Origin of the sequence: Mycobacterium sp. AMU20-3851, assembly GCF_043974665.1 — a bacterium.
GTDB lineage: Bacteria > Actinomycetota > Actinomycetes > Mycobacteriales > Mycobacteriaceae > Mycobacterium.
This window is the reverse complement of the sequence record NZ_CP146371.1, coordinates 5,459,978-5,482,630: the sequence shown is the minus strand read 5'-3', so window position 1 is coordinate 5,482,630 and position 22,653 is coordinate 5,459,978. Positions and strand designations below refer to the sequence as shown.

The window sequence follows — 22,653 nt, the reverse complement described above, 5'->3', positions numbered from 1 at the left end:
ATCGGTCACGTCCCGCCGAGCGTGGTCAGGTGATCGACCAGAACTCCAGCAGGGTGCGGATCGTGGCGACCAACGGCAACGGCTGGTCCAGCATGGGGTGATGCCCGGCCTCGGCGAGTTCGACGAACGGACCGCGCAGCTGCAGGATCGAACGGATCTGCTCGGCCATCTCCGGGGGCAGCACACCGTGCTCGCAGTGCAGAAAGCCGACCCGGCAGGGGATCCGCTCGAAGGTGTTCTCCAGCAGTTCCAACTCGGCCGGGGTCTGTTCGAGAAGTTCGCCGCCGAAGATCTCGGGGTCGAACTTCCACACCCAGCCCTTGTCGGAGTGCCGCACCGATTCGCGGGCGATGTGTCGGTCGATGAACGGCAGCGTGACGTCCTGCTTGGGGACCGCGCGGAAACGGGCCAGGATCTCGTCCTCGGTCCGGTACCCGGGGCTGTCGTGTCGGCGGCTGCGCAACCGCCCCTCTTCCGGGGCGCGTTCGCGCAGCGGCGAGTCGATCACCAGGATGCTGTCGATCTGCTCGCCGTACCGCATCGCGGCGGCGGACGTCACCCAGCCGCCCATGCTGTGCCCGACGATGGTCGGCCGGGCCGGCGACCCGCCGGCCTCGGATGCGGCGAGCACCTCACGCGCCCAGGTGTCGAGGGTGTAACTCGCCCGGGTGCCGCTGTCGCCGTGCCCGCTGAGGTCCGGTGCGACCACCCGGTGGGTGCCGCTGAAGAACGGGGCGATGTGGTCCCACCAGCCGGAATGGGCGCCGCCGCCGTGCACCAGGACCAATGGCGGATTCGCCGGGTCGCCCCACAGCCGGATGTGGACCGGGCAGTCCTCCACGTCGATGGTGGCGTGCTCGGGTGGCTGACTCAGCGCATCGGTGAACCAGGTGGGCACCTCGACCGAAGGGGGCGTATCCGGGGTGTGCGGACGTCGGAACATGGGGGCCACCCGGTTAGTTTCGCAGCTCGGGCGAAGCCGGGCGTCGATCGCGTGGTGCAACCGCCGGTACCGCCCACGGTGATCTCTGGCCTCGGGGGGCGGGAACTGTCTGGTCGGTCCGCCGCAGCGGACCGGCCGGCACCTGAACTGACAGGGTCAGTCGCCGACGCTGAAGTACTGCGTCTCCTGGAACTCGTGCAGACCCACCCGGGCACCTTCGCGGCCCAGACCGCTCTGTTTGGTCCCGCCGAACGGTGCCGACGGATCCGACACGATGCCCCGATTGATGCCGACCATCCCGGCGTCGGTGCGTCCGGCGATGCGCAGGGCGTCCTGCAGCCGGCCGGCGTAAACGTAGGCAGCCAAGCCGTATTCGGTGCCGTTGATCCACTCGATGAGCTGATCCTCGTGCTCCCAGACGACCACCGGTGCGACGGGGCCGAAAATCTCGGTGCGCAGGATCTCGGCGTCGGCCGGTACCCCGGTCAGCAGCGTGGGCTCGACGAAGTACCCGGTCGAGGGGGCCTGTGCCTGCGCCGCGATGCCGGCGCCGCCGGCCACGGTGCTCTCGATCAGGGTGCGCAGGGTATCGGCCGCGCGGGCACTGATCACCGGGCCGACCTGGGAGCGCGGGTCGGCGGCTGGGCCGACCCGCAATTCGGCGACGGCGGCGGCGAACCGGTCGACGAACCGCTCGGCGACGTCGGCGTGCACATAGAACCGGTTGGCCGCGGTGCAGGCCTGACCGCCGTTGCGGATCTTCGCCACCATCGCGCCGTCGACCGCTGCGTCGACGTCGGCGTCGGCGGTCACCACGAACGGCGCATTGCCACCGAGTTCCATGCTGGCGTTGACGATGCGGGCCGATGCCTGTTCCAGCAGGGTGCGCCCGACGCGGGTGGACCCGGTAAAGGACACCTTCCTGACCCGGTCATCGGCGAGCCAGGCCGAGGCGACCTCGGCAGCTTTGGTGCTGGTAACCAGGTTGACCACCCCATCCGGCACGCCGGACTGCGCGAGGATCTCGACGACGGCGAGCGCGGTCAGCGGGGTCAGCTCGGCCGGTTTGAGCACCACGGCGCAGCCCGCGGCGAGCGCCGGTGCGATCTTGCGGGTGGCCATGGCGGCCGGGAAGTTCCACGGGGTGATCAGCGCGGCGACCCCGACCGGCCGATGCGTGACGATGGTGTGCGCCAGCCCCGACGGGCTGAGCCCGTACTCCCCGTCGGTGCGGACCGCTTCCTCGCCGAACCAGCGGAAGAACTCGGCGGCGTAGAGCACCTCCGCACGGGCGTCGGCCTGGGACTTGCCGTTCTCGGCGCAGATCAACGCGGTGAGCCGGTCGGCGTCGGCGACCATCAGTTCGTATGCGCGCCGGAGGATGTCGGCACGATACCGCGGTGTCGCGCCCGCCCACGCGGGGAACGCACCCGCGGCGGCATCCACGGCGGCGACCGCTTCGGCGGCGCCGCCGTCGGCCAGCTCGGCCAGCGGTTGCCCGGTGGCGGGATCGTCGACGGTGAAGGTGGACGGTGCGGCCTTGGCCCGGCCGCCGATGACGATGCTCTCGGTGGTGCGCAGACCGGCGATGACGTCGTGAACGCTCATGGTGCTCCTGGGGTCGGATGTGACGGGTTCAGTTGTCCCGCAGCGCTTGTTCGAGAATGTCCAGTCCTTCGTGCAGCAGGTGGTCGGGCATGGACAGCGGCGGTAGGAAACGCAGCACGTTCCCGTAGGTTCCACAGGTCAGCACGATCAGCCCCTGGGCGTGGGCGTCGGCGGCGATGCGTTGGGTAAGTGCGGAATCCGGTGTGGTGGAGCCGGGTTCGACCAGCTCGACGGCGATCATCGCGCCGCGTCCACGCACCTCGCCGATCCGGGGGTCGGTCGTGCTGAGGGCGCGCAGCCGGTCCAGCATGACCTCGCCGATCTGGCGGGCCCGCTCGACCAGGTTCTCCGACTCGATGGTGTCGAGGACGGCCAGCGCGGCCGCGCAGGCGAGCGGGTTCCCGCCATACGTGCCCCCGAGTCCGCCGGCCCGCGGAGCATCCATGATGGCCGCGCGCCCGGTCACCGCCGACAACGGCAGACCCCCGGCGATGCCCTTGGCCGTGAGGATCAGGTCCGGCACCACACCCTCGTGGTCGCAGGCGAACATGTCGCCGGTACGGGCGAAACCCGACTGGATCTCGTCGGCGATGAACACCACGCCGTTGGCGCGGCACCAATCTGCCAGGGCGGGAAGGAAACCCGGCGCCGGCACGATGAACCCGCCCTCGCCCTGGATCGGCTCGATCACCACCGCGGCGAGGTTCTCCGCGCCGACCTGCTTCTCGATCACACTGATGGCATGCCGGGCGGCGGTGGGCCCGTCGAGGTCGCCGTCGCGGAACGGGTAGGACATCGGCGCCCGGTATACCTCGGAGGCGAACGGACCGAAACCGGACTTGTAGGGCACGGACTTGGCGGTGAGCGCCATGGTCAGGTTCGTCCGCCCGTGGTAGGCGTGGTCGAAGGCCACCACGGCCTGGCGGCCGGTGTGGGCCCTGGCGATCTTGACGGCGTTCTCCACGGCTTCGGCGCCGGAGTTGAACAGGGCGCTGCGTTTCTCGTGATCGCCGGGGGTGATCCGGTTCAGTGCCGATGCCACCCGCACGTAGTTTTCGTAGGGGGTCACCATGAAACAGGTGTGGGTGAACGCCCGCACCTGCTCGGTCACCGCATCCACGACCGCCGGCGCGCTGTTGCCGACCGTGGTGACGGCGATACCCGAACCGAAGTCGATCAACGAATTGCCGTCGATGTCGACGACCACACCACCGCCGGCGGCCACCACATAGACCGGCAACGTGGTGCCGACACCACTGGCGACTGCGGCGAGCTTCTCCGCATGCAGCGCAGCAGATTTCGGCCCGGGAATGGCGGTAGCCAGCACCCGGTGCTGAGCGATCTGCGGTGCGGCATGGTCGATCGTGGTCACAACTACTCCTGTCCGGGTGGTTCGTTTGCGCAACCGTAGGTCGCGCGGGTGCCGACCGGACCGGACAGACTGCCCACCATGAAGTCGGCAGGGTGTGCAAACATGTCAGCGTGGTCGACGTCGGGACATTGCTGGAAGCGCGTGAACTCGCGCTTCGGCCGATCGTGCTGGCCCGGCCGGACCAGGACATCCGCTGGGTGGCGACCAGCGAGTTGCCCGATCCGACGCCGTTCTTCCAGGGTGGCGAGCTGCTGCTCACCACCGGCATGCAGACCGCGTCCGAAACCGGTTGGCAGGACTATGTGCGGGCCCTGGTCCGGTCCGGCACCGTCGGTGTGGGATTCGGTACCGGAATCAACCATGCCCAGGTGCCGCGACGACTCATCTCCGCGTGTCGCAGAGCCGGATTGAACCTGATTGAGGTGCCACGTGCCACGCCGTTCGTCGCGATCAGCCACCGGGTTTCCCGGCTGCTGATGGAGGAGGAGCAGGCGGCGGCCGGAGAGGCTCTGGAGTTCCAGCGCCGGCTCACCGCCGCCGCGGCCAAACCCGATGGCGTACGGGCGGTACTGACGGCGCTGGCACACGCGCTGCGCGGAGCCGCCGCACTGTTCACCGGCGACGGACAGCTCCTGGCCGGCCCGGCCGGCACCCGCCGCGGCGAGCTGAATCTCGACCGTATCGCCGGTGAGATCTCGCTGCTGCGGCGGCAGAAGACCCCGGCCTCGGCGGTATTCGCCGACCCGGCCGGGCTCACCGTGGTGCAGGCGGTGGGCACCGCGAACAGTAGGGGGCCCTTCCTCGCGGTCCTCGGCGCGCCCCGGCTGACGCTGAGCCAGCGCAGCGCGGTGACCACCGGCGTCGCACTGCTGGGCCTGATCGTCGAGCAGGAACATCGGGCCGAGCAGACCCGGCGCACCGTGCGGGGCCGGGCGGTCGAGCTGCTGGTGGCCGGCGATCTCGTCACCGCCGAGATCGTGCTCAGCATCGATGGGACCGCGCCGGCGATCCCGGTCCGGCTACGGATGGTCCACGCCTCGGGCACCCCGGAGGCACTGTTGGACGCCGTCACCGCAGCGGAGAGCCGATCCGGGATATGCGCCGTGCGTGAGGACTTCCTGTGGGTGGTGATCGGCGACAGCCGGGCCGGCGGGCTGGCTGGGGCGCTTGCAGATCTCGGGCTGCGGGTGGGCGTGGGGAGCGCAGTGGCCGCCTCCAATGCCGCCGAGAGTCACCGCACCGCGGAGATCGCACTCGCCCAGACGAGTGCGGCGGCGGCACTGGTTGGCTGGGACGATCTGGTGCGACGCGGTCCGTTGGGGCTCATCGATCCGCGGGGTGCGGCGCAGTTCGCGACGGCCCTGCTCGGCGATCTGACCCCGGAGCAGCTCACCACACTGCGCAGCTTCCTGGCCCACCACGGTTCGCAGCTGAAGGTGAGTGAAGCGCTGGGGATCCACCGCAATACGGTGCGCAAGCGGTTGACGGCCATCGAGGCGAAACTGGATGGCTCCCTGGATGATCCGCAGGTGCGCGTGAACACGTGGATCGCGCTGCAGACGTTGCCCGCGACCTGAGATGGTCAGGTCGTCGCGAGGTCGGCCGCAGCCGCGTCCGCGGTGTGGACGGGAACGACCGCCTCCAGCCGGACCGCCACCCCGTTGAGAACCGACATCCCGGCGAGCGCCTCGAGGTCCTCGGGTCGGCTGGAGGTCAGCTCGTTGACGTTGACGCCGGGGTTGGCGTTGGCCAGCCGCCAGCCACCCCCGCGGTGACCCCAGCCCTGCGGGATGGCGATGGTGCCGGGGCCGACCTCGTCGGTGACGGTCACCTCCAACTCGATCGCTCCGGTCGCCGACACCACCCGCGCGACGGAACCGTCGGTGACACCGGCGGCCTCGGCGTCGGCAGGATTGATACGGGCCCGTTGCCGGCGGTTGCCCTTCATCAGGGTGGGGCTGTTGTGCATCCAACTGTTCTGCGACCGCAGTTCTCGAATGCCGATGGCCGACAACGGGAACTGTGCACTCGTGCCCGGTGCGGACCCGAGCCGGCCGACCTCGGCGCGGATCTCGGCCGGGTCCAGACACACCTTTCCGTTCCGGTGCGCCACCACGTCGGCGAGCACGCCGTGCGGCGCGTGCTCGGCCAGCACGATGCCGTGCGGATGTGCACGGAGTTTGCGCGGATTCAACCCGCCCCGGCGCAGCCCAAAGCGGTCCCCGTAGGGGCCGACCCGCAGCAGCATGGTCATCATCTTCTGCGGCGTCATCCGCAGGCCGAGGCGCTCCAGTCCGCGCAACACCGGATTGAGCCACTGCATGGGCCCGGTGGCCAGCAGCGACAGTCCCATGCGAGTGGCCAACTCCTGGAAGACCTCCCATTCCGGGCGGGCCTGCCCGTAGGGTGCGACCACCGGCTCGGCGGCCTGTAGGAACACCGTCGGACAGCAGGCCGCGTAGGCCATCGGCATGTCGTCGCGTTCCAGGAAGGTGGTGCCCGGGAGGATGTAGTCCGCGTGCCGGTTGGTCTCGTTGACGTAGAGGTCCAGGGACACCAGCAGATCCAGTTGTGGCAACGCTGCCTCCAAGGCGGCGCTGTTGGGTACCGACAGCACCGGGTTGCCGGCGAAGACGAACAGGGCCCGCAACTGGCCCTCGCCGGCCGTGGTGATCTCGTCGGCGATCAGCGCGGCCGGGAACGTTCCGAAAACATCCGGGAAGCCGCCGATTCGGGACTTCTTGTCGTTGTAGCTGAACGCGCCCGAGCGCTCACCGAAGTCCTCGACCGGGATCACCTGATGAGACATCAGGGCCCCGCCGGGCCGGTCCAGGTTGCCGGTCACCAGGTTCAACGCGTCGATGAGGAAGCTGACCAACGTGCCGTGGTGACCCAGGCAGGCGCCGGTACGCCCGTACGCCACCGCCGTCGGTGCCGTGGCGAACGCGTGTGCCAGTGTGCGCAGGGTCTGTGCGGCGACGCCGGTGCGTTCCGCGGTGTCCTCGGGCGGGAACGCCGAGCACAGATCGCGCAGGGTGTCGATGCCGGTGGCCTGGGCAGTGATCGTCGCGCGGTCCTCGAGTCCGTCGGCGAAGACGACGTGCAGCAGCGAAAGCAGCAGCCAGGCATCCGAATCCGGGCGCACCGGCAGGTGTTCGTAGGCGGCGGCCGTTTCGGTGCGGCGCGGGTCGACCACCACGATCCGCCCACCTCGTTTGACGATGCCGGCCAGATCGTCGCGTACCCGCGGTACCCGCAGGGCGCTGCCATGGGAGACCAGCGGATTCGCGCCGAGCATGAACAGGAAGTCGGTGCGCGGAAGGTCGGGGAACGGGATCTGGGTGGCCGCGCCATAGAGCAGTCTGCTGGCCACGTACCGGCTGTTGATGTCCTGCGACCCGGCCGAGTAGAGGTGCCCGGCACCGATCCGCTTCATGAACAGTCCGGACCACAGGCTGGCGGCGTACCCGAAAGCCGACGGGTTGCCGTAGTACTCGCCGACGGCTCCGCCGCCGTGGGTGTGCAGTACGGCCTGCAGCCGACGCGCGATGTCCTCGAGGGCCTCGTCCCAGCCCACCTCGGTGAAGCTGCCGTCGGGCTGTCGGCGCAACGGCGTGAGCACCCGGTCGGGGTCGTTCTGCACATCGGTGAACGCGATGCCCTTGGGGCAGGCGCGGCCCTGCGACAGCGGATGGTCCTTGTCGGGGCGCAGCGACTGCAACCGGCCGTCTTCGACGGTGGCGATCAACCCGCACAGCGGTTCGCAGATCCGGCAGTACGTGACCTTCTGCTCGGCGCTCACGGGGCCTCCTCGTTGACGGTGATGTGGGTCACCGTAAGTCGGCCCACGAGTCATGGGCAAGCGTTTGCACAGTGCAAAACGCGCAGGTGTCAGCGGCTGCGGAGGCGTTCGGCGATGGCGTCGGCGGCAGCACCGACCCGTGCCCCGAGCACGCCGAGATCGTGGCCGCTCATGGGCTGCGCCATCGTGAGCACCGACAGCGCGGCGCCCGGGGTGCCGCTCGGGTCGAAGCACACCCCGCTGATCGACAAGGGCGCGTATACCGCCGTCGGGTCGATCTCGCCCAGCATCAGCTCCGGTGTCATCACCGGGCGCTGCCCACCGATCATCCGTTCGGCCCGCCGCGACCCGTGCACCTCGCCGATCGCGAAATCGGTCATCGCCCGCATCTCCGATTGCGACGCCGGCGACAACTCCACCGAGAAGCGGCGCTCCCGGATCAGCCGCAGGATCTCCCAGGTGCGCACCGCGTCGGCGGGGCCGGCATCGACGCGGCGCAGCCAGGTGTCCACGAGGTATGGACCGGCCCACGCCGCCAGCACCGCGCCGAGAGGCGGGCCGAACTCGATGTGGTCACCGGGTTGCAGCGGAAGGTGCCCGTGGTCGTTGCCGTCCGGGTAAGCGATGTCGGCGATCACCAGATCCTCCGACGACGGCAGGAACAGGCAGACCGGCGCCCCGGTATCGGTACTGAGCCGGGCCATCTCGGGGCGTGCGTATCCGGCGATCTGCAGGGAGGCCTGCGCAGAGGTGCCGACGGCGATCAGTCGCGGCCCGAGTCGGTAGGTCCTGCGGGCGCGATCCTTGACCAACCAGCCGACCTTCGTCAGTTCGGTCAGCATCGGGTAGCAGGTCGCGGCGTCCAGATTGACGAGGCGGGCCAACTCGGTGAGCTGGTACTCCCGCTGCGGGTCCGCGGCCAGGTACTCGATCATCTCGACGAGACGTTCGGTTTGCGGGGATCTGCGGGCCATGGCGCCCTGATCTTCGCAGCAGGCCCTACCGTTGTCGATGAGCCGACGGGGGGGAGTGTGACAATCCGGTTTGGTGCGGTGGCGGTGGACTGCCCGGACCCGGGATCGCTCGGTGATTTCTATCGGGATGTGCTCGGTGCGGACGTGGTGTCGTCGAGGCCGGATCTGGTGGTCCTCAGCGGCCCCGGTGTCTTGTTGACGTTCGAACGGGTCGAGGATTACCGCCCGCCGACCTGGCCGGGCGGGCCGATCCCGAAACACCTGCACCTGGATTTCTCGGTCGATGATCTCGATGCCGAGGAGGCCAGGATCGTGGCGTTGGGTGCGACCAGGGCGGCTGTGCAACCCGATCCGGACAGATGGCGGGTGCTCATCGACCCAGTCGGGCACCCGTTCTGCATCACGGTGATGTTCTGACCCGGTCCAGCCAGGCCACCGTCGGCGGACCGACCTGCGGCAGTGCGGATTCGGCGACGATCCAGTGCGGCAGCCCGGGGTAGACGTGGTGTTCGGCCGGGTTGCGGGCCGCGAGCCGCCGGGACATCCAGGGTGCGACGTTACGGTCGGCACCCGCGCTCGCGCACAGCACCGGGCAGGTCACTGCCGAGGGATCGATGTGCATGATCGGCAGCCCCAGGGACATGGTCCTGAACACCCGACCCGAATCGCGGACCAGGCGGGGAATCAACGACTCTCGTTCCTCTCGCGGCAATGTGTTGAGCGGCACCGCGCGCATGGTGGCGGCCGACGGGCGGAAGGGCCGTCCGGCCAGGATCGCCGGCAGCACCGGGAACAGGTGGGGCACGGCGCGCAGCTGCGGCCACAGCACTCCCGGTGGAACAGATGCGAGCAGCACCAGGGCGACGCATTCGCGTGCTGCTGCCACCTTCTGAGCGATGAAACCGCCGAAACTGTGCCCGATCGCGATGGCCGGTTCGCCGATCCGGTCGTACGCGTGCAGGGCGACGTCGACGCAGTCGGCGACGCTCAGCCGGGCCAGCACCTGATCATCGGACGGATCCCGCCCGGGCAAGGCGGGAACGTGGCACACGTATCCGGCGTCGGTCAGGAAATCGACCCACGGACCGAGCAGGTCCGGACTGCCGAAAACGCCGTGCAACAGCAGGATTGGTGGCTTGCGCATGGGTTCATCGTCACGTGCGGCCGGAACCGCTTCAATTACCTCCGAGGTAGGCGATCAAGAGGTCGCCATCCACACGCCCAGTGCGATCATGATCACCGCGATGGCGCCGTCGAGCACCCGCCAGGTGGAGGGACTGGCGAACAGGCCTGCCAACTTCCGGGCGCCCAGGCCCAGGCCGGTGAACCACAGTGCACTCGCCGCCACCGCGCCGGCGCCGAAAAGCCAACGCTGGTCTTGATGTTCGTTGGCCAACGAGCCGAGCAGGACGACGGTGTCGAGGTAGACGTGCGGGTTCAGCCAGGTCATCGCCGCCGCGGTGAGCAGCACCTCGATCAAGCGCGCGGGCGTCTCCTCCGAGGGATTCAGCGTGCCCGGGTTCAGCGCGCGACGCGCGGCCAGCAGCCCGTAGCCGAACAGGAATGCGGCGCCCCCGATCTTGGCGACCGTCAGTGCGCTGGGGTGCGCGGTGATCAACGCCCCGACTCCGGCGATGCCCGCCGCGATCAGGATCAGGTCCGACACCGTGCACAGCGCGATCACCGGCACTACATGCTCCCCGCGGATGCCCTGTCGCAGTACGAACGCGTTCTGGGCGCCGATCGCGGCGATCAGGGCCATGGTGGTGAGAAATCCGAGGAATACCGGCGATGCCATGCCGCCCACGCTAGGGAACGTCGCCGGTCAAGTACAGCTAACGATTCTTAACTATCGTTAGCGATTCTTATCATGGGGTATCGCGCAGGGAATCGTGCTCGGGCACCTCGGGCAGGTAGACGATGCGGTACTGGTTGCCCCCGTTTCCGCGGGCTTCGGTCATCGCCTTTTCGGCGAGCTGGAGCAGAGTGGCGGTCAGGTCGGCGGGCGACATCGACGACAGCGGCGAGAGCGGGGTCACGACGACGCCGATGCTGGCGGTGAGTTCACGGGCCACCGACCGCACCCCGGAACTGATCCGCTCGCACAGCGGATCGGGGTCCGGGGTGTTGAACACGTCGGCCAACAGGAACCGGCAGTCCGGCACGTGAGCGATCACGTTGTCGCGGCGCGCTCTCTCGCGCAGCATCTGACCGACCAGGACCCGGAGTTGGCGGGCCCGGCCCGCGCCGGCCAGGTCGACGACGGCGCCGAAACTGTCCAGATCGATGAGCGCGATCACCAGGAAGCGGTCATCGGTGCGCCCGCGGGCGGCGATGGTGACGCCCACCCCGTCCTCGAAACCGTCCCGGTTGAGCAACCCGGTGATGGGTTCGATCGCTCCGGTGAACATGTCGGCGTCGATCAGGCCGATCAGGGCGCGCGCCACGAAGGTGGTGAACACGATGCTCAGCGCGATCGTGATGCCGAGACCGGCCGCCACCGCAGGGTCGGTTGCAGCGAGCCGGAATCCGGTGATGAGGATGACGGCGGCCGCGACCGCCAGGACGAACGCGACGTGACGCCCGGTGTGGAAGACCGTGGCGTAGGTGGCCACCGCGACGTAGAGCGCCGTACCGATCATGCCGAGCAGGGGCTGCGGTACCAGCAGGCAGGTGGCCGCCGCGAGCGTCGTCGCAAGAACCACGAAGCCGGTCGACTGGCGCCTGGACGGCCAGAGTCCGCGCAGCCAGAACATCCCCATCAGACCGCTGACGATGGTGACGCCGACGCCGGCCACCCGCAGCGGCCACTGATCGGCATCGGTGGCACCGAACATGAGCAGTGCGGGCGCGAATCCGCCGAGGATCATCCAGGCGGCGATGAAGCGTGAGGTCGCGACGCGGGCACCGCGGGAGTCCAGTCTGGAGGTCATCCAGTGGTAGTGGTCGGGATGACGGGGGTCCTGCCAGCTAGGTGCCGTCATGACGACCGGCGTGGACTCGGCATGGCAACGCCCACCCCCATCTGTTCCGGACTCGGCACAGCCTAGTCCGGCACCCGTTGTTTCTTGCCGAGGAACTGGGTTGCGAGGCGGCGGTCAGGGTAATCGACGCCTTTGGAGGCACTCGCGGACCAGCTGTTGGGTCCGGGCGAAAGGCCGGTTGGTCGGTCATCGAACTGATTTGGGCACTGTCGCCGAGGTATTAGCCACCTCGGCGGCACTGTCGCCACCGGTTTCGTATCCGCGGATCACCCAGTAGACGGTCTGATCCAGGATCGGGATGATGTCGGTGACGGCAATCTCGCCTGCCGAGTGCCTACTGAGAAGGCCGTAGATGACAGTGGTGACAATGGCGTCGAGGCTTGCCGCGAACTCGTCGTCCACGTCTGCCAGTAATTCCAATCCGGCAGGTGCCACTAGTTCAAGGCCGAAGCGAAACAACTTCTGTCCCTGAGTTGAAGATCGCGCTCGGAAGTAGGCGGTAAGCATCCGTGGATGGCGTTCCCAGGGCTCGAAGATCGGCCGCAGCAGTTGCATCAGCGACTCGTGCAACGATCTGCCAGGGCCGGTCGAATGAGTGCCGACGTCTGCGTACCGGTTCCGCTGCATCCAGTGCTGTAAGGCAGCCATGATCAGCTCGTCGCGGGTGCCGTACCGCTTGTAGATGGTGGACAAGGACACTTGTGCGGTGCGCGCCACCGCCCGCAGTTGCACGGCGTCATACCCGTCCACCTCAAGCATCTCGGCGACCACGTCGAGCAAACGGTCGTGGCCATCGGTGGGCGCAACGCACGACTCCATGACCCTTGCCCTTCTGCGAGTAACCACGTTACTGTACCCGGAGTAACGCGGTTACTCGACGTATGCGAAGCGAGGAGCAATGGGTTCACTGGACGGTAGGGTCGCCTTCATCACGGGCGTGGCGCGTGGTCAGGGGCGCAGTCATGCACTCCGTCTGGCGTCCGAGGGTGCTGACATCATCGGCGTGGACATCTGCGCCGACATCGACGCGAACGGTTATCCGATGGCGTCCCCCGAAGAGTTGGACGAAACCGTCGCGCTCGTCGAAGCAGCGGGTGGAAGGATGGTGGGGTCGGTAGCGGACGTGCGTGATTTCGGCGCGCTCAAGTCGGCACTCGATTCCGGCGTGGAACACTTCGGCCGGCTGGATATTGTGCTCGCCAATGCCGGTATAGCGCCCACCGCGTTTCGCGAAGTCAGTATCGAAGAAGACCTTGAGATGTGGAGTGCGGTCATCGATGTAAACCTGGTCGGTTCCTTTCACACCGCCAAGGCGGCAATCCCGCACCTGATCGCCGGAGGGCGGGGTGGTGCCATCGTATTCACCAGTTCGACTGCGGGTTTGAAGGGCTTCGGCGGCGCGCAGGGCGGCGGTCTGGGTTACGCGGCGTCCAAGCACGGCATCGTCGGGTTGATGCGGACCCTATCCAATGCTCTTGCACCACACAGTATTCGGGTAAACACCGTGCATCCCACCGCGGTCAACACCATGATGGCGACCAACCCTGCCATGACAGCGTTCTTGGAGGCGTATCCAGACGGCGGGCCGCACCTGCAAAATCCGATGCCGGTCTCGCTGCTCGAGCCCGAGGACATCAGCTTTGCGGTCTCATATCTGGTCTCCGATCAGGCCAAGTACGTCACCGGGGTCACGTTCCCGGTCGATGCCGGATTCTGCAACAAGCTATGAGCGGACGTGTCGAGGATAAACGGGTTCTGATCACCGGAGCTGCCCGCGGCATGGGACGCAGTCATGCCTTGCGATTGGCCGAAGAGGGCGCCGATCTCATTCTGGTCGATATCTGTGAGTCGCTGCCGGAGATCGAGTATCCGCTTGCCACGGTTGAAGATTTGAATGAAACGGCGTCGCTGGTGGAGAAGACTGGTCGTCGGGCGGTGACCCGTGTGGTCGACGTGCGCGACGAGCTGGCACTGTCCGCAGCCGTCGACGACGGTGTCGAGCAGCTGGGCGGACTCGACGCGGCCGTCGCGAATGCGGGCGTACTGACGGGCGGAACATGGGACACCACTAGTGCGGGGCAGTGGCGCACCGTCTTGGACGTCAACCTCATCGGAACGTGGAACACGTGCCGGGCTGCCATCCCGCACCTCCTCGACCGAGGCGGAAGCCTGATCAACGTCAGCTCAGCGGCCGGCATCAAGGGCTCACCGCTGCACACGCCCTACACAGCGTCGAAAGCCGGTGTCGTGGGCCTGAGTAAGGCGCTGGCAAACGAACTCGCGGCAGCGAACATACGAGTCAATACGGTACATCCGACCGGGGTACCCACCGGAATGCAACCGGCCTCACTGCACCAACTGCTTCACGACACGCGCAGCGATCTGGGACCGATATTTCAGAACGCCCTACCGATCGTCATGGCCGAGGCGGTCGACATCAGCAACGCCGTTCTGTTCTTGATCTCCGACGAGGCTCGCTACGTCACCGGTTTGGAGTTCAAGGTCGATGCCGGCGTCACCATCCGATGACCCACCCGAAAAAGGACCTGATGTGAGTGCACTGGCCACAGATCGACTGGAACGCGGCCGACAGGCTTACGCCGAGATCATGACGGTGCCGGCCCCCGTGGATTCTTCTCCTGCGACGCAGCACCTGCTCGACTTCGTCTTTGCCGAGGTCTGGCAGCGGACCGGGCTGACCCGTCGGGAACGCAGGTTCGTCACGCTGCCTTGTGTCGCAGCGGCGGACTCCGAGGGGCCGATGCGTGACCATGTCTACGCTGCGCTCAACAGCGGGGATCTCAGCATCGTCGAGATGCGAGAAACCGTACTGCATTTTGCGGTTTATGCGGGCTGGCCCAAGGCCTCGCGCTTCAACACGGTCGTCGACGAACAGTGGGAGCGCATCCACCAGGAAAGGGACCTTCCGGTGCCGCCTTCCAAACCCTTATTGCCACTTAGCACGCCGAGTGATCCGGAAGCCCGTCTCACGGTCGGCGAGCAGTCGTTCAAGGACATCAACTGCCTACCCTTCGCGCCGCGGCGGGATAACCCGTTCCAGGGTGCGGGAATCCTGAACTTTGTTTTCGGCGAAATGTGGTTGCGGCCCGATCTCGGCATGAAGGAGCGTCGCCTGATCACGGTGGCCTGCGTCGCTTTTCAGGATTCTCCTTACCCTATCCTCAGTCATGTCTATGCAGCCCTGAAGAGTCGGGACATCTCGTTTGACGAAATGGACGAGGTCGCATTACATTTCGCCGCGCATTACGGGTGGCCGAAAGGATCTCATCTCAACCAGGTGATTGCCGAGCAGAAGGAGCGGGTGACCAAGGAATGGGCCGAGGACGGAGTGTCGGGCCCGTGACGGCGGCTGAGGGCGACCTCGATCTCATCGGGTTGCTCATCGGATCGGATCGGCCTACCCAGACGTCGGCGGGTCTACATCCGCACATCTTCCCAGCCAGCGGCGAACCGAATGCGACAGTCGCCCTGGCTGGTGCCGCGGAGATAGACCTGTCCGTATCGGTGGCGGCGGAAGCACACCGGGAATGGATCGCGCTGACCGTTGATCAGCGCCGTGACAAGTTGATCGATCTCGCCGACGTCGTGCGAGAGCATCTGGGTGAACTTGCCGAACTCAACACACGCGACTATGGCGTGCCCATTTCATACGCAGGCAATGCGGTAATGCTCGACCAGTTTCTTCGGCATTTCGCCGGTTACGTCGACAAGCCGCATGGGTCGAGCACCCCGGTCAGTGGCAGCAGTGATCTCAACTTCATCGAGCGTGAGCCCTACGGAGTCGTCGGCGTCATTGCCCCGTGGAACGGATCGCTCGTCGTCGCCGCGGCCTGCGTTGCACCCGCCCTGGCCGCCGGAAATGCGGTGCTCTTCAAGCCATCTGAGCTTGCACCGTTGGCTGCCCTGCGGTTTGGTGAATTGTGTCTGGATGCCGGCCTACCGCCCGGTCTGGTCAATGTCCTCCCGGCCACCGGGGGCGGCGGTGACGCGCTGGTACGGCATCCGGGGATCGGCAAGATCCACTTCACCGGTGGCGGGGACACCGCACGTCACATCCTGCGGGCCGCAGCGGACAATCTGACACCTGTCGTCACCGAATTGGGCGGCAAATCGGCCAACATCATCTTCGACGATGCCGACCTCGACACCGCCGCCGCACGGTCGGCCCATCAGGGACCGCTCATGCAGGCCGGTCAGAGTTGCGCGTGCGCGAGCAGGATTCTCGTGCACGAGGCTGTGTACGAGGCGTTTGTCGAACGATTTCTGGGCGTTATCTCGTCCGCGCGCATCGGCGACCCACTGGACCCGTCCACAAGCTTCGGTCCGGTTATCTCGGATTCTGCAGCATCACGCATTCTCGGAGTTGTCGGTGACGCTGTCGACCAGGGCAGCGGTCAATTGCTCACGGGCGGAAATCGGATCACCGACGGCCTACTGGGGCAGGGCTACTTCATCGAACCGACGGTGCTCGGGGATGTGGACAACAACTCGACACTGGCACAGACCGAGACCTTCGGTCCGGTGGTGTCGCTCATCCGCTTCACCGAGGATCGCGAGGCGGTGCGGATCGCCAACGATACGCCGTACGGCCTGAACGCCTTCGTGCATACTCAGGATCTGGCGCGTGCCCACACGGTGGCGCGGCAGTTGCAGTCCGGATCGGTGTGGATCAACCAGGGCAGTCGGATATCGCCGCAGGGTCCGTACGGGGGCTACAAGCACAGTGGAGCTGGACGCACCGGAGGCCTCGAGGGTCTGCGGGAGTTCCAGCAGGTCAAGAATATTCGCATCGGCCTGAGCTGAGCCCCGCGGTGAAGGTGGCTGGGATTCTGCGGCGGCTCACAGCCCGCGAGTTTCATCCAGAGTTGCGCTGGCATGCCCGGTTTCTCCCACGTACGCTCGTCAGCCCGACCACGGTGAAGCTGTTTAGCAGGATTGTGGCAAGGGCACCGAGCCATCCGCAGACTTCGGTCCGCACACTGCCGTCTGGCATAGCTGTTCGCATTCACCGCCCGCCCGCGGTGCCAGAACGTGCCGGTGCGGCGTTGTTGTGGATACATGGTGGCGGATTCGTGCTCGGCTCCGCGGCGATGGATGATCGGCTGTGCCGTCGCTATGCGAACGAACTCGAAGTAGTGGTCGTAGCGGTGGACTACCGGCTGGCTCCGGAACACCCTTATCCTGCTGCTCTGACGGATTGTTACGAGGCGTTGGCATGGATGGCTGTGCAGCCCGAGATCGACTCGGCCCGGCTGGCTGTGGTGGGCGCGAGTGCGGGTGGTGGCTTGGCGGCTGCGCTGGCCCAGCAGGTCCATGACCGCGCAGAGATCACCCTGGCGGGGCAGGTGCTGCTCTATCCGATGCTCGATGACCGTCCATCGCGGTATCACGACCCCGGGTTCGCGGTGCGCCGGTTGTGGAACGCCGGCAGCAGTCGGCTTGGCTGGTCTGCTTACCTCTCCTGTGCCGACCCGGCAATGGCGGTGCCGGCACGCAGGCACGACCTCGGCGGGTTGGCCCCGGCCTGGATAGGTGTCGGAGATCGGGACATCCTGTGTGCCGAGGCGCGTGAGTACGCCCGCCGTTTGTCCGAGGCCGCCGTCTCGTGCGACCTCGTCGTTGTGGCGGGCGCGTTCCACGGCTTCGATGCAGTGGCCCCGACAGCGTCGGTGTCTGAGGCATTCTTTCGAGGTCAGTGTGCAATGCTGCGGAACTGCCTGGGGCTCGCCGCACCTCAGAGCTGCGCGTAGACGCTCTTGGTCTTGAGAAACGACTCCACGCCATCCCGGCCCCATTCATAACCCCAACCCGACTGCTTCCAGCCACCGAAGGGCATCGAGTGGTCGAAGACCATCTGGCAGTTGACGGTGACGGTCCCGGAATCCAGGCGCTTGGCCAGTCGATGGGCTCTACCGATGTCCCTGGTCCAGACTGTCGCGGCCAGGCCGTAGTCGGAGTTGTTGGCCAGCGCCAGGACCTCGTCGTCCTCGTCGAACGGAAGGATCGGCACGACAGGTCCGAAGATCTCCTGCTGGTACAGCCGCATTGACGGATCGACGTCGGTCAGCACCGTCGGATGTACGAAGTATCCACGCCGGTCGAGTCGATGCCCGCCGGCGACCACCTCCACCCCGGCGTCCTTGCCCTCGTCGATGAATCCCATCACGCGGTTCAGCTGCTTCTGGCTGATCAGCGGTCCGATCAAGGCGTCAGCCTCGTCGGGGCCGCCCAGCTTGAGCGTGTTGGCCAGTCCTGCAATGCCTTCCAGGACCCGGTCATAGACCTTGCGCTGGGCGAATATCCGGGACCCGCTGATACAGCCCTGTCCGGAGTGAATGAAGATGCCCATCGCAGCCATCAGGATTGCGGTATCGAGGTCGGCGTCGTCGTAGATCAGCACCGGCGACTTGCCGCCGAGTTCGAGCGCCACTCGCTTGAGGTTTCCGGTCGCTGCCTGCACGATCTTTTTGCCCACCTCGGTGGAACCGGTGAAAGCCACTTTCTCGATGTCAGGGTGCTCGCACATCGCCGCCCCGGCGGTATGTCCGTAACCGGTGACCAGGTTCACCACCCCGTCAGGGACACCCGCCTGCGTCAGCAGCTTGTCGATGACCAGTGCCGACAGCGGCGTTTCCTCTGCCGGCTTGACGACACTGCTGCAGCCAGCAGCCAGCGCCGGCGCCAGTTTGGTGCAGGCGTTGAAGACCGGTCCGTTCCACGGGAAGATCAGACCGACCACACCGTAGGGTTGCTTGAGAGTGTATCCGTGCATATTGGAGAAGGCGCCGGTGATCCCACCGGTTTGTTGCACGTCGTGTGCAATGCCGTTGACTTTGGTGCACCAACCACCGTAGTAGCGAAAGATCTCCGCGCTGGTCCCCATGATCGCGCGGGACTGCATGAGCGGCATGCCGGTGTTGCGAGAATCGATCTCGGCGAGCAGATCTGCGTTCTCATCGATGAGATCGGCTGCACGCCAGAGGATTTTGGCTCGCTCGGACCCCGGCTTGCCGTGCCAGACGGCGCTTTCGTAGCTAAACCGGGCCCGTTCCACGGCCTCGTCCACGGCGGCAGGGCCTCCGTCGCTGAACTCGCCGATAGTTTCCTCGGTCACCGGGTCGACGATCGTGATCGTCTCACCGGTGCCGGGCCGCCGGCAGATCTCGTCGAGCACTGCCTGGAATGTCATGCAGTCGTACCTATATCCGTTGTGTTGGGGGATGGGGGAGCGGCTATTTCAGCATGCTTCCCGCGTCGACCGTGACGGGGAGGCCTGTCACGTAGCGGGATTCATCCGAGGCCAGGAACAGCACGGCATTGCTGATGTCGACAGGCTCGACCCAGCCGATCGGCAGCACGTGCATCAACTGTGCGACCACGGCCATATCGTCGGGACCCGGGTTCTCCAGGTCTGGCCTGAACAGCCGCATCGTGCCCTCGTTCATGAACATGGGTGTGTTGACGTTGGTCGGACATACCGCGTTGACGCGAATGAAGTGCTGCCCCAGCTCGACAGCGAAGGTCCGCATCAGTCCGATCACGCCGTGCTTGGCTGCGATGTAGTGACCGGTGTTCGGGTACGCCTTCAATCCGCCTACCGAGCTGGTGAGCACGATCGAGCCGCCCTGACCGCCAGAGATCAAATGTGGCACAGCGGCCTTCACGGTTTTCCAGACTCCGGAAAGGTTGATACCGATCATGTCGTCCCAGTCATGCTGGGCGGTCTTGTCCAGCGTCTCGCCGCCGTTGCCAATACCGGCGTTGGCGACGATGATGTCCAGCCGGCCCAGTTGCTCGACACCGTTGTCCACGGCTTCCTTGAGGGCGTCGAAGTCACGGACGTCGACCTCGGCGGTGACGATCCGGCGATTGAGGCCTTTGACCAGATCCGCAGTCTCTGCCAGGTCGTCCGGGGTGGACGGTGCAATCTGCGCGTCCGGGGTGATCGGGCCGCAGATGTCGACCGCGATGATGTCGGCCCCCTCTTCGGCGAGTCGCACTGCGTGGCTGCGACCTTGTCCGCGTGCTGCGCCGGTGACGAAGGCGACCTTGCCCGCTACTCGTCCTGTCACGATCCACCTCATTCTGGTTGACGATTCCTGATCGATCGATCAGGAAGCTAGGCCCGAAGAGGCCCGGCTGTCAACCCCTTGGGTTAGGAGCTCAAGGCATCGAGTTGCGCTTCGACGAGTTGGCGCAGCTCGGCGTGCCCCAGCGTCACCCCGACGGCCTCCTCGTTGCAGAGGCTGCGTGCGATCTGTGCGATCAGCATCGAGACCGCAACCGGCGGGTATCTCTCCATGTCTATGCCCCGGGCGCGCAGGGCCACCGCAACAGCCGCGGCTTCGATATCGCGAACTCGTTCCGCGTAGGCGCGGAGCTCGGTTCGGATCACCTTGCGATGGTTGGCCAGTGCCATGAACTCCGTGCTGAGTATGCTCATGCTGTTATCGCTGTTCATCAGCCATAAAGCCCGTATGGGGTCATGATCTGTGAGCGCCGCCCGCATGCTGTTCAGTGATGCATCCGCGCCGGTGCGCAGAACCTGGACGAACAAATCGTCCATCGTCGGAAAGTAGTAGTAGACGAGGGCCTGCTTGACGCCTGCGGTGGCCGCCACGCGCCGCGATGTGGCCGCGGCGTATCCCTCGTCGCGCATGATTTTCGCGGTGGCTTCGATCAGTCGTTCCCGCGCACCCGGATCTGTTGACCGTGTTCTGCTGGAGGTGGCCATTCAGTGGTCTCCGGACCGCTGAATGGTTGACCGTCGCCGACGGGCCGTGATAGGCATGCGGCATTCTAACAGTCTGGTCGATCGATCAGGTTTATGTCACAATCTGCTCGGATGGAGGTGCGGGATGGCTGTGCAACGGATGGTCACCGTCGACCCGAAGCTGTGTGAAGGGCATGCGTTATGTCTTGACACTGCACCGGAGGTTTTCGATGTCGGTGATGACGACGTCGCCTCATGCTTGCAGCAACCGAGCCCAGCCCTGTGGCCCGCGGTTCGTGCCGCGATTGATGCGTGCCCACGCGGAGCGATCAGCATCCGCGAAGAGCAACCCGAAAGGACCCAGCCATGACCGATCTTGCCGAGGCGGACTTCTTCTCGGACCCAGCAATCAGCCAATCGCCCTATGAGTACTGGGATCGAATGCGCGAGTTGGGCCCTGTGACCCGTGAGCCGCACTACGGGGTTGTAGCTGTCACCGGTTATCAGGAAGTCATGGCGGCCTTCAAGGATCATGAGTCGTTCTCGGCGGTCAATGCGATCGGCGGCCCGTTCCCGCCATTGCCGTTCACGCCCGAAGGGGACGACATCAGCGCGCAGATCGAGGCGCACCGCCACCTCTTCCCGATCCATGAGCACATGGTGGTGATGGATCCTCCAGCACACGAGAAGGCTCGCTCGCTGCTGAGCAAATTGCTCACGCCTCGTCGTCTCAAGGAGAACGAGGACTACATGTGGCGACTGGTCGACAGTCAGATCGACCAGTTCATCGACAACGGTCGATGCGAGTTCCTGTCCGAGTATGCAAAGCCGTTCGCGACATCGGCGATCATCGACCTGCTCGGCGTACCGGAGGAGGACCGGCCGGAATTCCTCGCCGCGCTCGGTGCCGAACGGCCTGATGGCAACCGGGTGGGCGCGCTCGACGGTGAACCCGTGGGGCTGGATCCGTTGAAATACCTCGACGACAAGTTTCTCGGATACCTCACCGAACGTCGCCGCGCACCGCGCGAGGATGTTCTCAGCGGAATGGCTGCCGCGAAATATCCCGACGGTTCAACCCCGGAACTCATCGAACTGGTCAAGCCGGCGACGTTTCTGTTCGCCGCGGGTCAGGAAACCGTGACCAAGCTGCTGTCCGCGGCGGTGCAGACGCTGGGAGATCGCCCCGAGTTCCAGCAGTTGCTCCGCGACGAACCCGACCGCATCCCGGCGTTCATCGAGGAGGCCGTGCGGATGCACTCTCCCACAAAGGTCGATTTCCGGCTCGTCCGCAAGAGCACCACCCTCGGCGGGGTGTCGCTGCCTGCCGGGACGATCGTGATGCTGTGTCTGGGTGCGGCCAACCGAGATCCGCGCAAGTTCGAGGATCCACATGTATTCCGACCGGATCGTAAAAACGTCCGCGAGCACATCGCCTTCGGGCGCGGAATCCACACCTGCGCGGGTGCACCGCTGGCACGGGTCGAAGCGCAGATCACCGTCAGAAGGCTGCTGGACCGGATGTCCGACATCAGAATTGATACTTCTGTGCACGGTGCCATCGGGGCTCGCAACTATTTCTACGAGCCGACCTTCTTGTTGCGCGGCCTCACGGAGCTGCATATCGAGTTCACCCCCGCCGCCGGTTGATCGCGCGCATCGCTGCGACCGGACTACTCGCCTATGCCACGCTTGGCACGTCGATGGCACATGCCGACGAGTTCGGTGCCGTCAACGGGGTGTTCAATGCTGTGTCGAACGGCGATCGGGCTCGCACCAACAATGTGTACATGGACGAACAGACGGTGGTCAGTACCTGGACCATCAGCACCACCTGCACGATGTACCAGATCTGTGAAGGCATCGTCAGCAGCGACCAAGGCTGGACGGCAACTATTTCCACCACAAATGGCATGTGGTACGTCCGCCGGGAGATTCCCGACTGGCAGCACTGCGCTGGTGGGGGCACCGCGACCGGGCGGCAGCTGTTCCGGTTCTATCCGGTCAACGTGGCGAACGGTCAGATGGAGCTAGGTTCGGACGTCTTCGCCGGAATCGACCGGACCGCGACGGATGGCGGGTCCTGCGGTGCCAACGCCCCAACGGTGATCGAGATGCCGTTCCGGCTGAGCCGCGCGTCCTGATCGGCTGCCGGCCCGAAGGAGGTCGCGAACGTCGGCAAGCCGGCGCGGGAATCATGGCTCACGGCAGGGTACGAGGCAACGAAACGGACTGC

General features: G+C 66.1%; 22 protein-coding genes. 10 read left to right on the top strand and 12 right to left on the bottom strand.

From position 1 onward, the window contains the following. Positions 1–25: 25 nt before the first annotated feature. From V4U86_RS26305 to gabT, 3 genes are all read right to left on the bottom strand, one after another. A complete protein-coding gene (locus V4U86_RS26305; RefSeq protein WP_395312224.1) occupies positions 26–943 on the bottom strand; it encodes an alpha/beta fold hydrolase in 918 nt (305 codons plus the stop codon). 156 nt (positions 944–1,099) lie between these two features. Further along, entirely contained in the window at positions 1,100–2,551 is a 1,452-nt protein-coding gene (locus tag V4U86_RS26300) for an NAD-dependent succinate-semialdehyde dehydrogenase (protein ID WP_395308777.1), read from the bottom strand. 28 nt (positions 2,552–2,579) lie between these two features. Then, positions 2,580–3,923: a 4-aminobutyrate--2-oxoglutarate transaminase gene (gene gabT / locus V4U86_RS26295; RefSeq protein ID WP_395308776.1), complete on the bottom strand. Its 1,344-nt coding sequence runs from the start codon at positions 3,921–3,923 to the stop codon at positions 2,580–2,582. A gap of 110 nt (positions 3,924–4,033) precedes the next feature. Here gabT and V4U86_RS26290 point away from each other — a divergent pair, with 110 nt between their 5' ends. Next, entirely contained in the window at positions 4,034–5,500 is a 1,467-nt protein-coding gene (locus tag V4U86_RS26290; protein ID WP_395308775.1) for a PucR family transcriptional regulator, read from the top strand. A 5-nt stretch (positions 5,501–5,505) separates the two neighbouring features. Here V4U86_RS26290 and V4U86_RS26285 read toward each other — a convergent pair whose 3' ends face one another. Together V4U86_RS26285 and V4U86_RS26280 are read right to left on the bottom strand one after the other, a co-directional pair. Then, the gene (locus tag V4U86_RS26285; RefSeq protein ID WP_395308774.1) at positions 5,506–7,725 is read right to left on the bottom strand and encodes a molybdopterin-dependent oxidoreductase; all 2,220 of its coding nucleotides are present in this window, start codon (positions 7,723–7,725) and stop codon (positions 5,506–5,508) included. Between the two features lie 89 nt (positions 7,726–7,814). Next, entirely contained in the window at positions 7,815–8,699 is an 885-nt protein-coding gene (locus tag V4U86_RS26280) for a helix-turn-helix domain-containing protein (RefSeq protein WP_395308773.1), read from the bottom strand. Positions 8,700–8,756: 57 nt separating this feature from the next. Between V4U86_RS26280 and V4U86_RS26275 the strand changes: the two genes are divergently transcribed. Continuing rightward, positions 8,757–9,116 (top strand): VOC family protein, encoded by a 360-nt coding sequence (locus tag V4U86_RS26275; RefSeq protein WP_395308772.1) that lies wholly within the window; start codon positions 8,757–8,759, stop codon positions 9,114–9,116. Here the strand turns inward: V4U86_RS26275 and V4U86_RS26270 are convergent. The 4 genes from V4U86_RS26270 to V4U86_RS26255 form a co-directional block, all read right to left on the bottom strand. Continuing rightward, positions 9,100–9,843, bottom strand: a complete 744-nt coding sequence (locus V4U86_RS26270) for an alpha/beta hydrolase (protein WP_395308771.1) — start codon at positions 9,841–9,843, stop codon at positions 9,100–9,102. The two genes, V4U86_RS26275 and V4U86_RS26270, sit on opposite strands and share 17 nt — an antisense overlap. A 54-nt stretch (positions 9,844–9,897) precedes the next feature. Further along, entirely contained in the window at positions 9,898–10,497 is a 600-nt protein-coding gene (gene lysE, locus V4U86_RS26265; RefSeq protein WP_395308770.1) for an L-lysine exporter, read from the bottom strand. A 70-nt stretch (positions 10,498–10,567) separates the two neighbouring features. Beyond that, entirely contained in the window at positions 10,568–11,683 is a 1,116-nt protein-coding gene (locus tag V4U86_RS26260; RefSeq protein WP_395308769.1) for a diguanylate cyclase domain-containing protein, read from the bottom strand. 186 nt (positions 11,684–11,869) lie between these two features. Further along, positions 11,870–12,502, bottom strand: coding sequence for a TetR family transcriptional regulator (locus tag V4U86_RS26255; RefSeq protein WP_395308768.1), 633 nt, complete (start codon positions 12,500–12,502; stop codon positions 11,870–11,872). A gap of 79 nt (positions 12,503–12,581) precedes the next feature. On the opposite strand from V4U86_RS26255, the gene V4U86_RS26250 reads away from it, so the two are divergent. The 5 genes from V4U86_RS26250 to V4U86_RS26230 all read left to right on the top strand — a co-directional run bounded on the left by V4U86_RS26250 (position 12,582) and on the right by V4U86_RS26230 (position 17,454). Then, positions 12,582–13,412, top strand: a complete 831-nt coding sequence (locus V4U86_RS26250) for a mycofactocin-coupled SDR family oxidoreductase (protein WP_395308767.1) — start codon at positions 12,582–12,584, stop codon at positions 13,410–13,412. Beyond that, on the top strand, positions 13,409–14,212 hold the full coding sequence (locus V4U86_RS26245; RefSeq protein WP_395308766.1) for a mycofactocin-coupled SDR family oxidoreductase: 804 nt from the start codon (positions 13,409–13,411) through the stop codon (positions 14,210–14,212). The genes V4U86_RS26250 and V4U86_RS26245 overlap by 4 nt, the downstream gene beginning before the upstream one ends. A 79-nt stretch (positions 14,213–14,291) precedes the next feature. Next, complete coding sequence (locus V4U86_RS26240; protein WP_395312223.1) at positions 14,292–15,047, top strand: carboxymuconolactone decarboxylase family protein; 756 nt, start codon at positions 14,292–14,294, stop codon at positions 15,045–15,047. Further along, the gene (locus V4U86_RS26235) at positions 15,044–16,507 is read left to right on the top strand and encodes an aldehyde dehydrogenase family protein (protein WP_395308765.1); all 1,464 of its coding nucleotides are present in this window, start codon (positions 15,044–15,046) and stop codon (positions 16,505–16,507) included. Before V4U86_RS26240 ends, V4U86_RS26235 begins: the two co-directional genes overlap by 4 nt. A 269-nt stretch (positions 16,508–16,776) precedes the next feature. Beyond that, positions 16,777–17,454: an alpha/beta hydrolase gene (locus tag V4U86_RS26230; protein ID WP_395308764.1), complete on the top strand. Its 678-nt coding sequence runs from the start codon at positions 16,777–16,779 to the stop codon at positions 17,452–17,454. Here V4U86_RS26230 and V4U86_RS26225 read toward each other — a convergent pair. The 3 genes from V4U86_RS26225 to V4U86_RS26215 form a co-directional block, all read right to left on the bottom strand. Then, positions 17,439–18,893 carry an aldehyde dehydrogenase family protein gene (locus tag V4U86_RS26225; RefSeq protein WP_395308763.1) on the bottom strand — a complete coding sequence of 485 codons (1,455 nt, stop codon included), beginning with the start codon at positions 18,891–18,893 and terminating at the stop codon, positions 17,439–17,441. The two genes, V4U86_RS26230 and V4U86_RS26225, sit on opposite strands and share 16 nt — an antisense overlap. A gap of 43 nt (positions 18,894–18,936) precedes the next feature. Continuing rightward, positions 18,937–19,776 carry a mycofactocin-coupled SDR family oxidoreductase gene (locus tag V4U86_RS26220; protein ID WP_395312222.1) on the bottom strand — a complete coding sequence of 280 codons (840 nt, stop codon included), beginning with the start codon at positions 19,774–19,776 and terminating at the stop codon, positions 18,937–18,939. A gap of 83 nt (positions 19,777–19,859) precedes the next feature. Continuing rightward, a complete protein-coding gene (locus tag V4U86_RS26215) occupies positions 19,860–20,438 on the bottom strand; it encodes a TetR/AcrR family transcriptional regulator (protein WP_395308762.1) in 579 nt (192 codons plus the stop codon). A gap of 139 nt (positions 20,439–20,577) precedes the next feature. On the opposite strand from V4U86_RS26215, the gene V4U86_RS26210 reads away from it, so the two are divergent. From V4U86_RS26210 to V4U86_RS26200, 3 genes are read left to right on the top strand one after another with little or no spacing between them, the layout of a single operon-like run. Then, the gene (locus V4U86_RS26210) at positions 20,578–20,787 is read left to right on the top strand and encodes a ferredoxin (protein ID WP_395312221.1); all 210 of its coding nucleotides are present in this window, start codon (positions 20,578–20,580) and stop codon (positions 20,785–20,787) included. Beyond that, positions 20,784–22,067, top strand: coding sequence for a cytochrome P450 (locus V4U86_RS26205; protein ID WP_395308761.1), 1,284 nt, complete (start codon positions 20,784–20,786; stop codon positions 22,065–22,067). The genes V4U86_RS26210 and V4U86_RS26205 overlap by 4 nt, the downstream gene beginning before the upstream one ends. Then, entirely contained in the window at positions 22,064–22,561 is a 498-nt protein-coding gene (locus V4U86_RS26200) for a hypothetical protein (RefSeq protein WP_395308760.1), read from the top strand. The genes V4U86_RS26205 and V4U86_RS26200 overlap by 4 nt, the downstream gene beginning before the upstream one ends. The last annotated feature ends 92 nt before the right edge of the window (positions 22,562–22,653 follow it).

Excerpts from the sequence above, each read along its gene's own strand:
- V4U86_RS26305 (WP_395312224.1), bottom strand. The coding sequence starts at position 943 with ATGTTCCGACGTCCGCACACCCCGGATACGCCCCCTTCGGTCGAGGTG.
- V4U86_RS26300 (WP_395308777.1), bottom strand. The coding sequence starts at position 2,551 with ATGAGCGTTCACGACGTCATCGCCGGTCTGCGCACCACCGAGAGCATC.
- V4U86_RS26280 (WP_395308773.1), bottom strand. The coding sequence starts at position 8,699 with ATGGCCCGCAGATCCCCGCAAACCGAACGTCTCGTCGAGATGATCGAG.
- V4U86_RS26270 (WP_395308771.1), bottom strand. The coding sequence starts at position 9,843 with ATGCGCAAGCCACCAATCCTGCTGTTGCACGGCGTTTTCGGCAGTCCG.
- lysE (WP_395308770.1), bottom strand. The coding sequence starts at position 10,497 with ATGGCATCGCCGGTATTCCTCGGATTTCTCACCACCATGGCCCTGATC.
- V4U86_RS26260 (WP_395308769.1), bottom strand. The coding sequence starts at position 11,683 with ATGACGGCACCTAGCTGGCAGGACCCCCGTCATCCCGACCACTACCAC.
- V4U86_RS26255 (WP_395308768.1), bottom strand. The coding sequence starts at position 12,502 with ATGGAGTCGTGCGTTGCGCCCACCGATGGCCACGACCGTTTGCTCGAC.
- V4U86_RS26250 (WP_395308767.1), top strand. The coding sequence starts at position 12,582 with ATGGGTTCACTGGACGGTAGGGTCGCCTTCATCACGGGCGTGGCGCGT.
- V4U86_RS26245 (WP_395308766.1), top strand. The coding sequence starts at position 13,409 with ATGAGCGGACGTGTCGAGGATAAACGGGTTCTGATCACCGGAGCTGCC.
- V4U86_RS26240 (WP_395312223.1), top strand. The coding sequence starts at position 14,292 with ATGACGGTGCCGGCCCCCGTGGATTCTTCTCCTGCGACGCAGCACCTG.
- V4U86_RS26225 (WP_395308763.1), bottom strand. The coding sequence starts at position 18,893 with ATGACATTCCAGGCAGTGCTCGACGAGATCTGCCGGCGGCCCGGCACC.
- V4U86_RS26215 (WP_395308762.1), bottom strand. The coding sequence starts at position 20,438 with ATGGCCACCTCCAGCAGAACACGGTCAACAGATCCGGGTGCGCGGGAA.
- V4U86_RS26210 (WP_395312221.1), top strand. The coding sequence starts at position 20,578 with ATGGTCACCGTCGACCCGAAGCTGTGTGAAGGGCATGCGTTATGTCTT.
- V4U86_RS26205 (WP_395308761.1), top strand. The coding sequence starts at position 20,784 with ATGACCGATCTTGCCGAGGCGGACTTCTTCTCGGACCCAGCAATCAGC.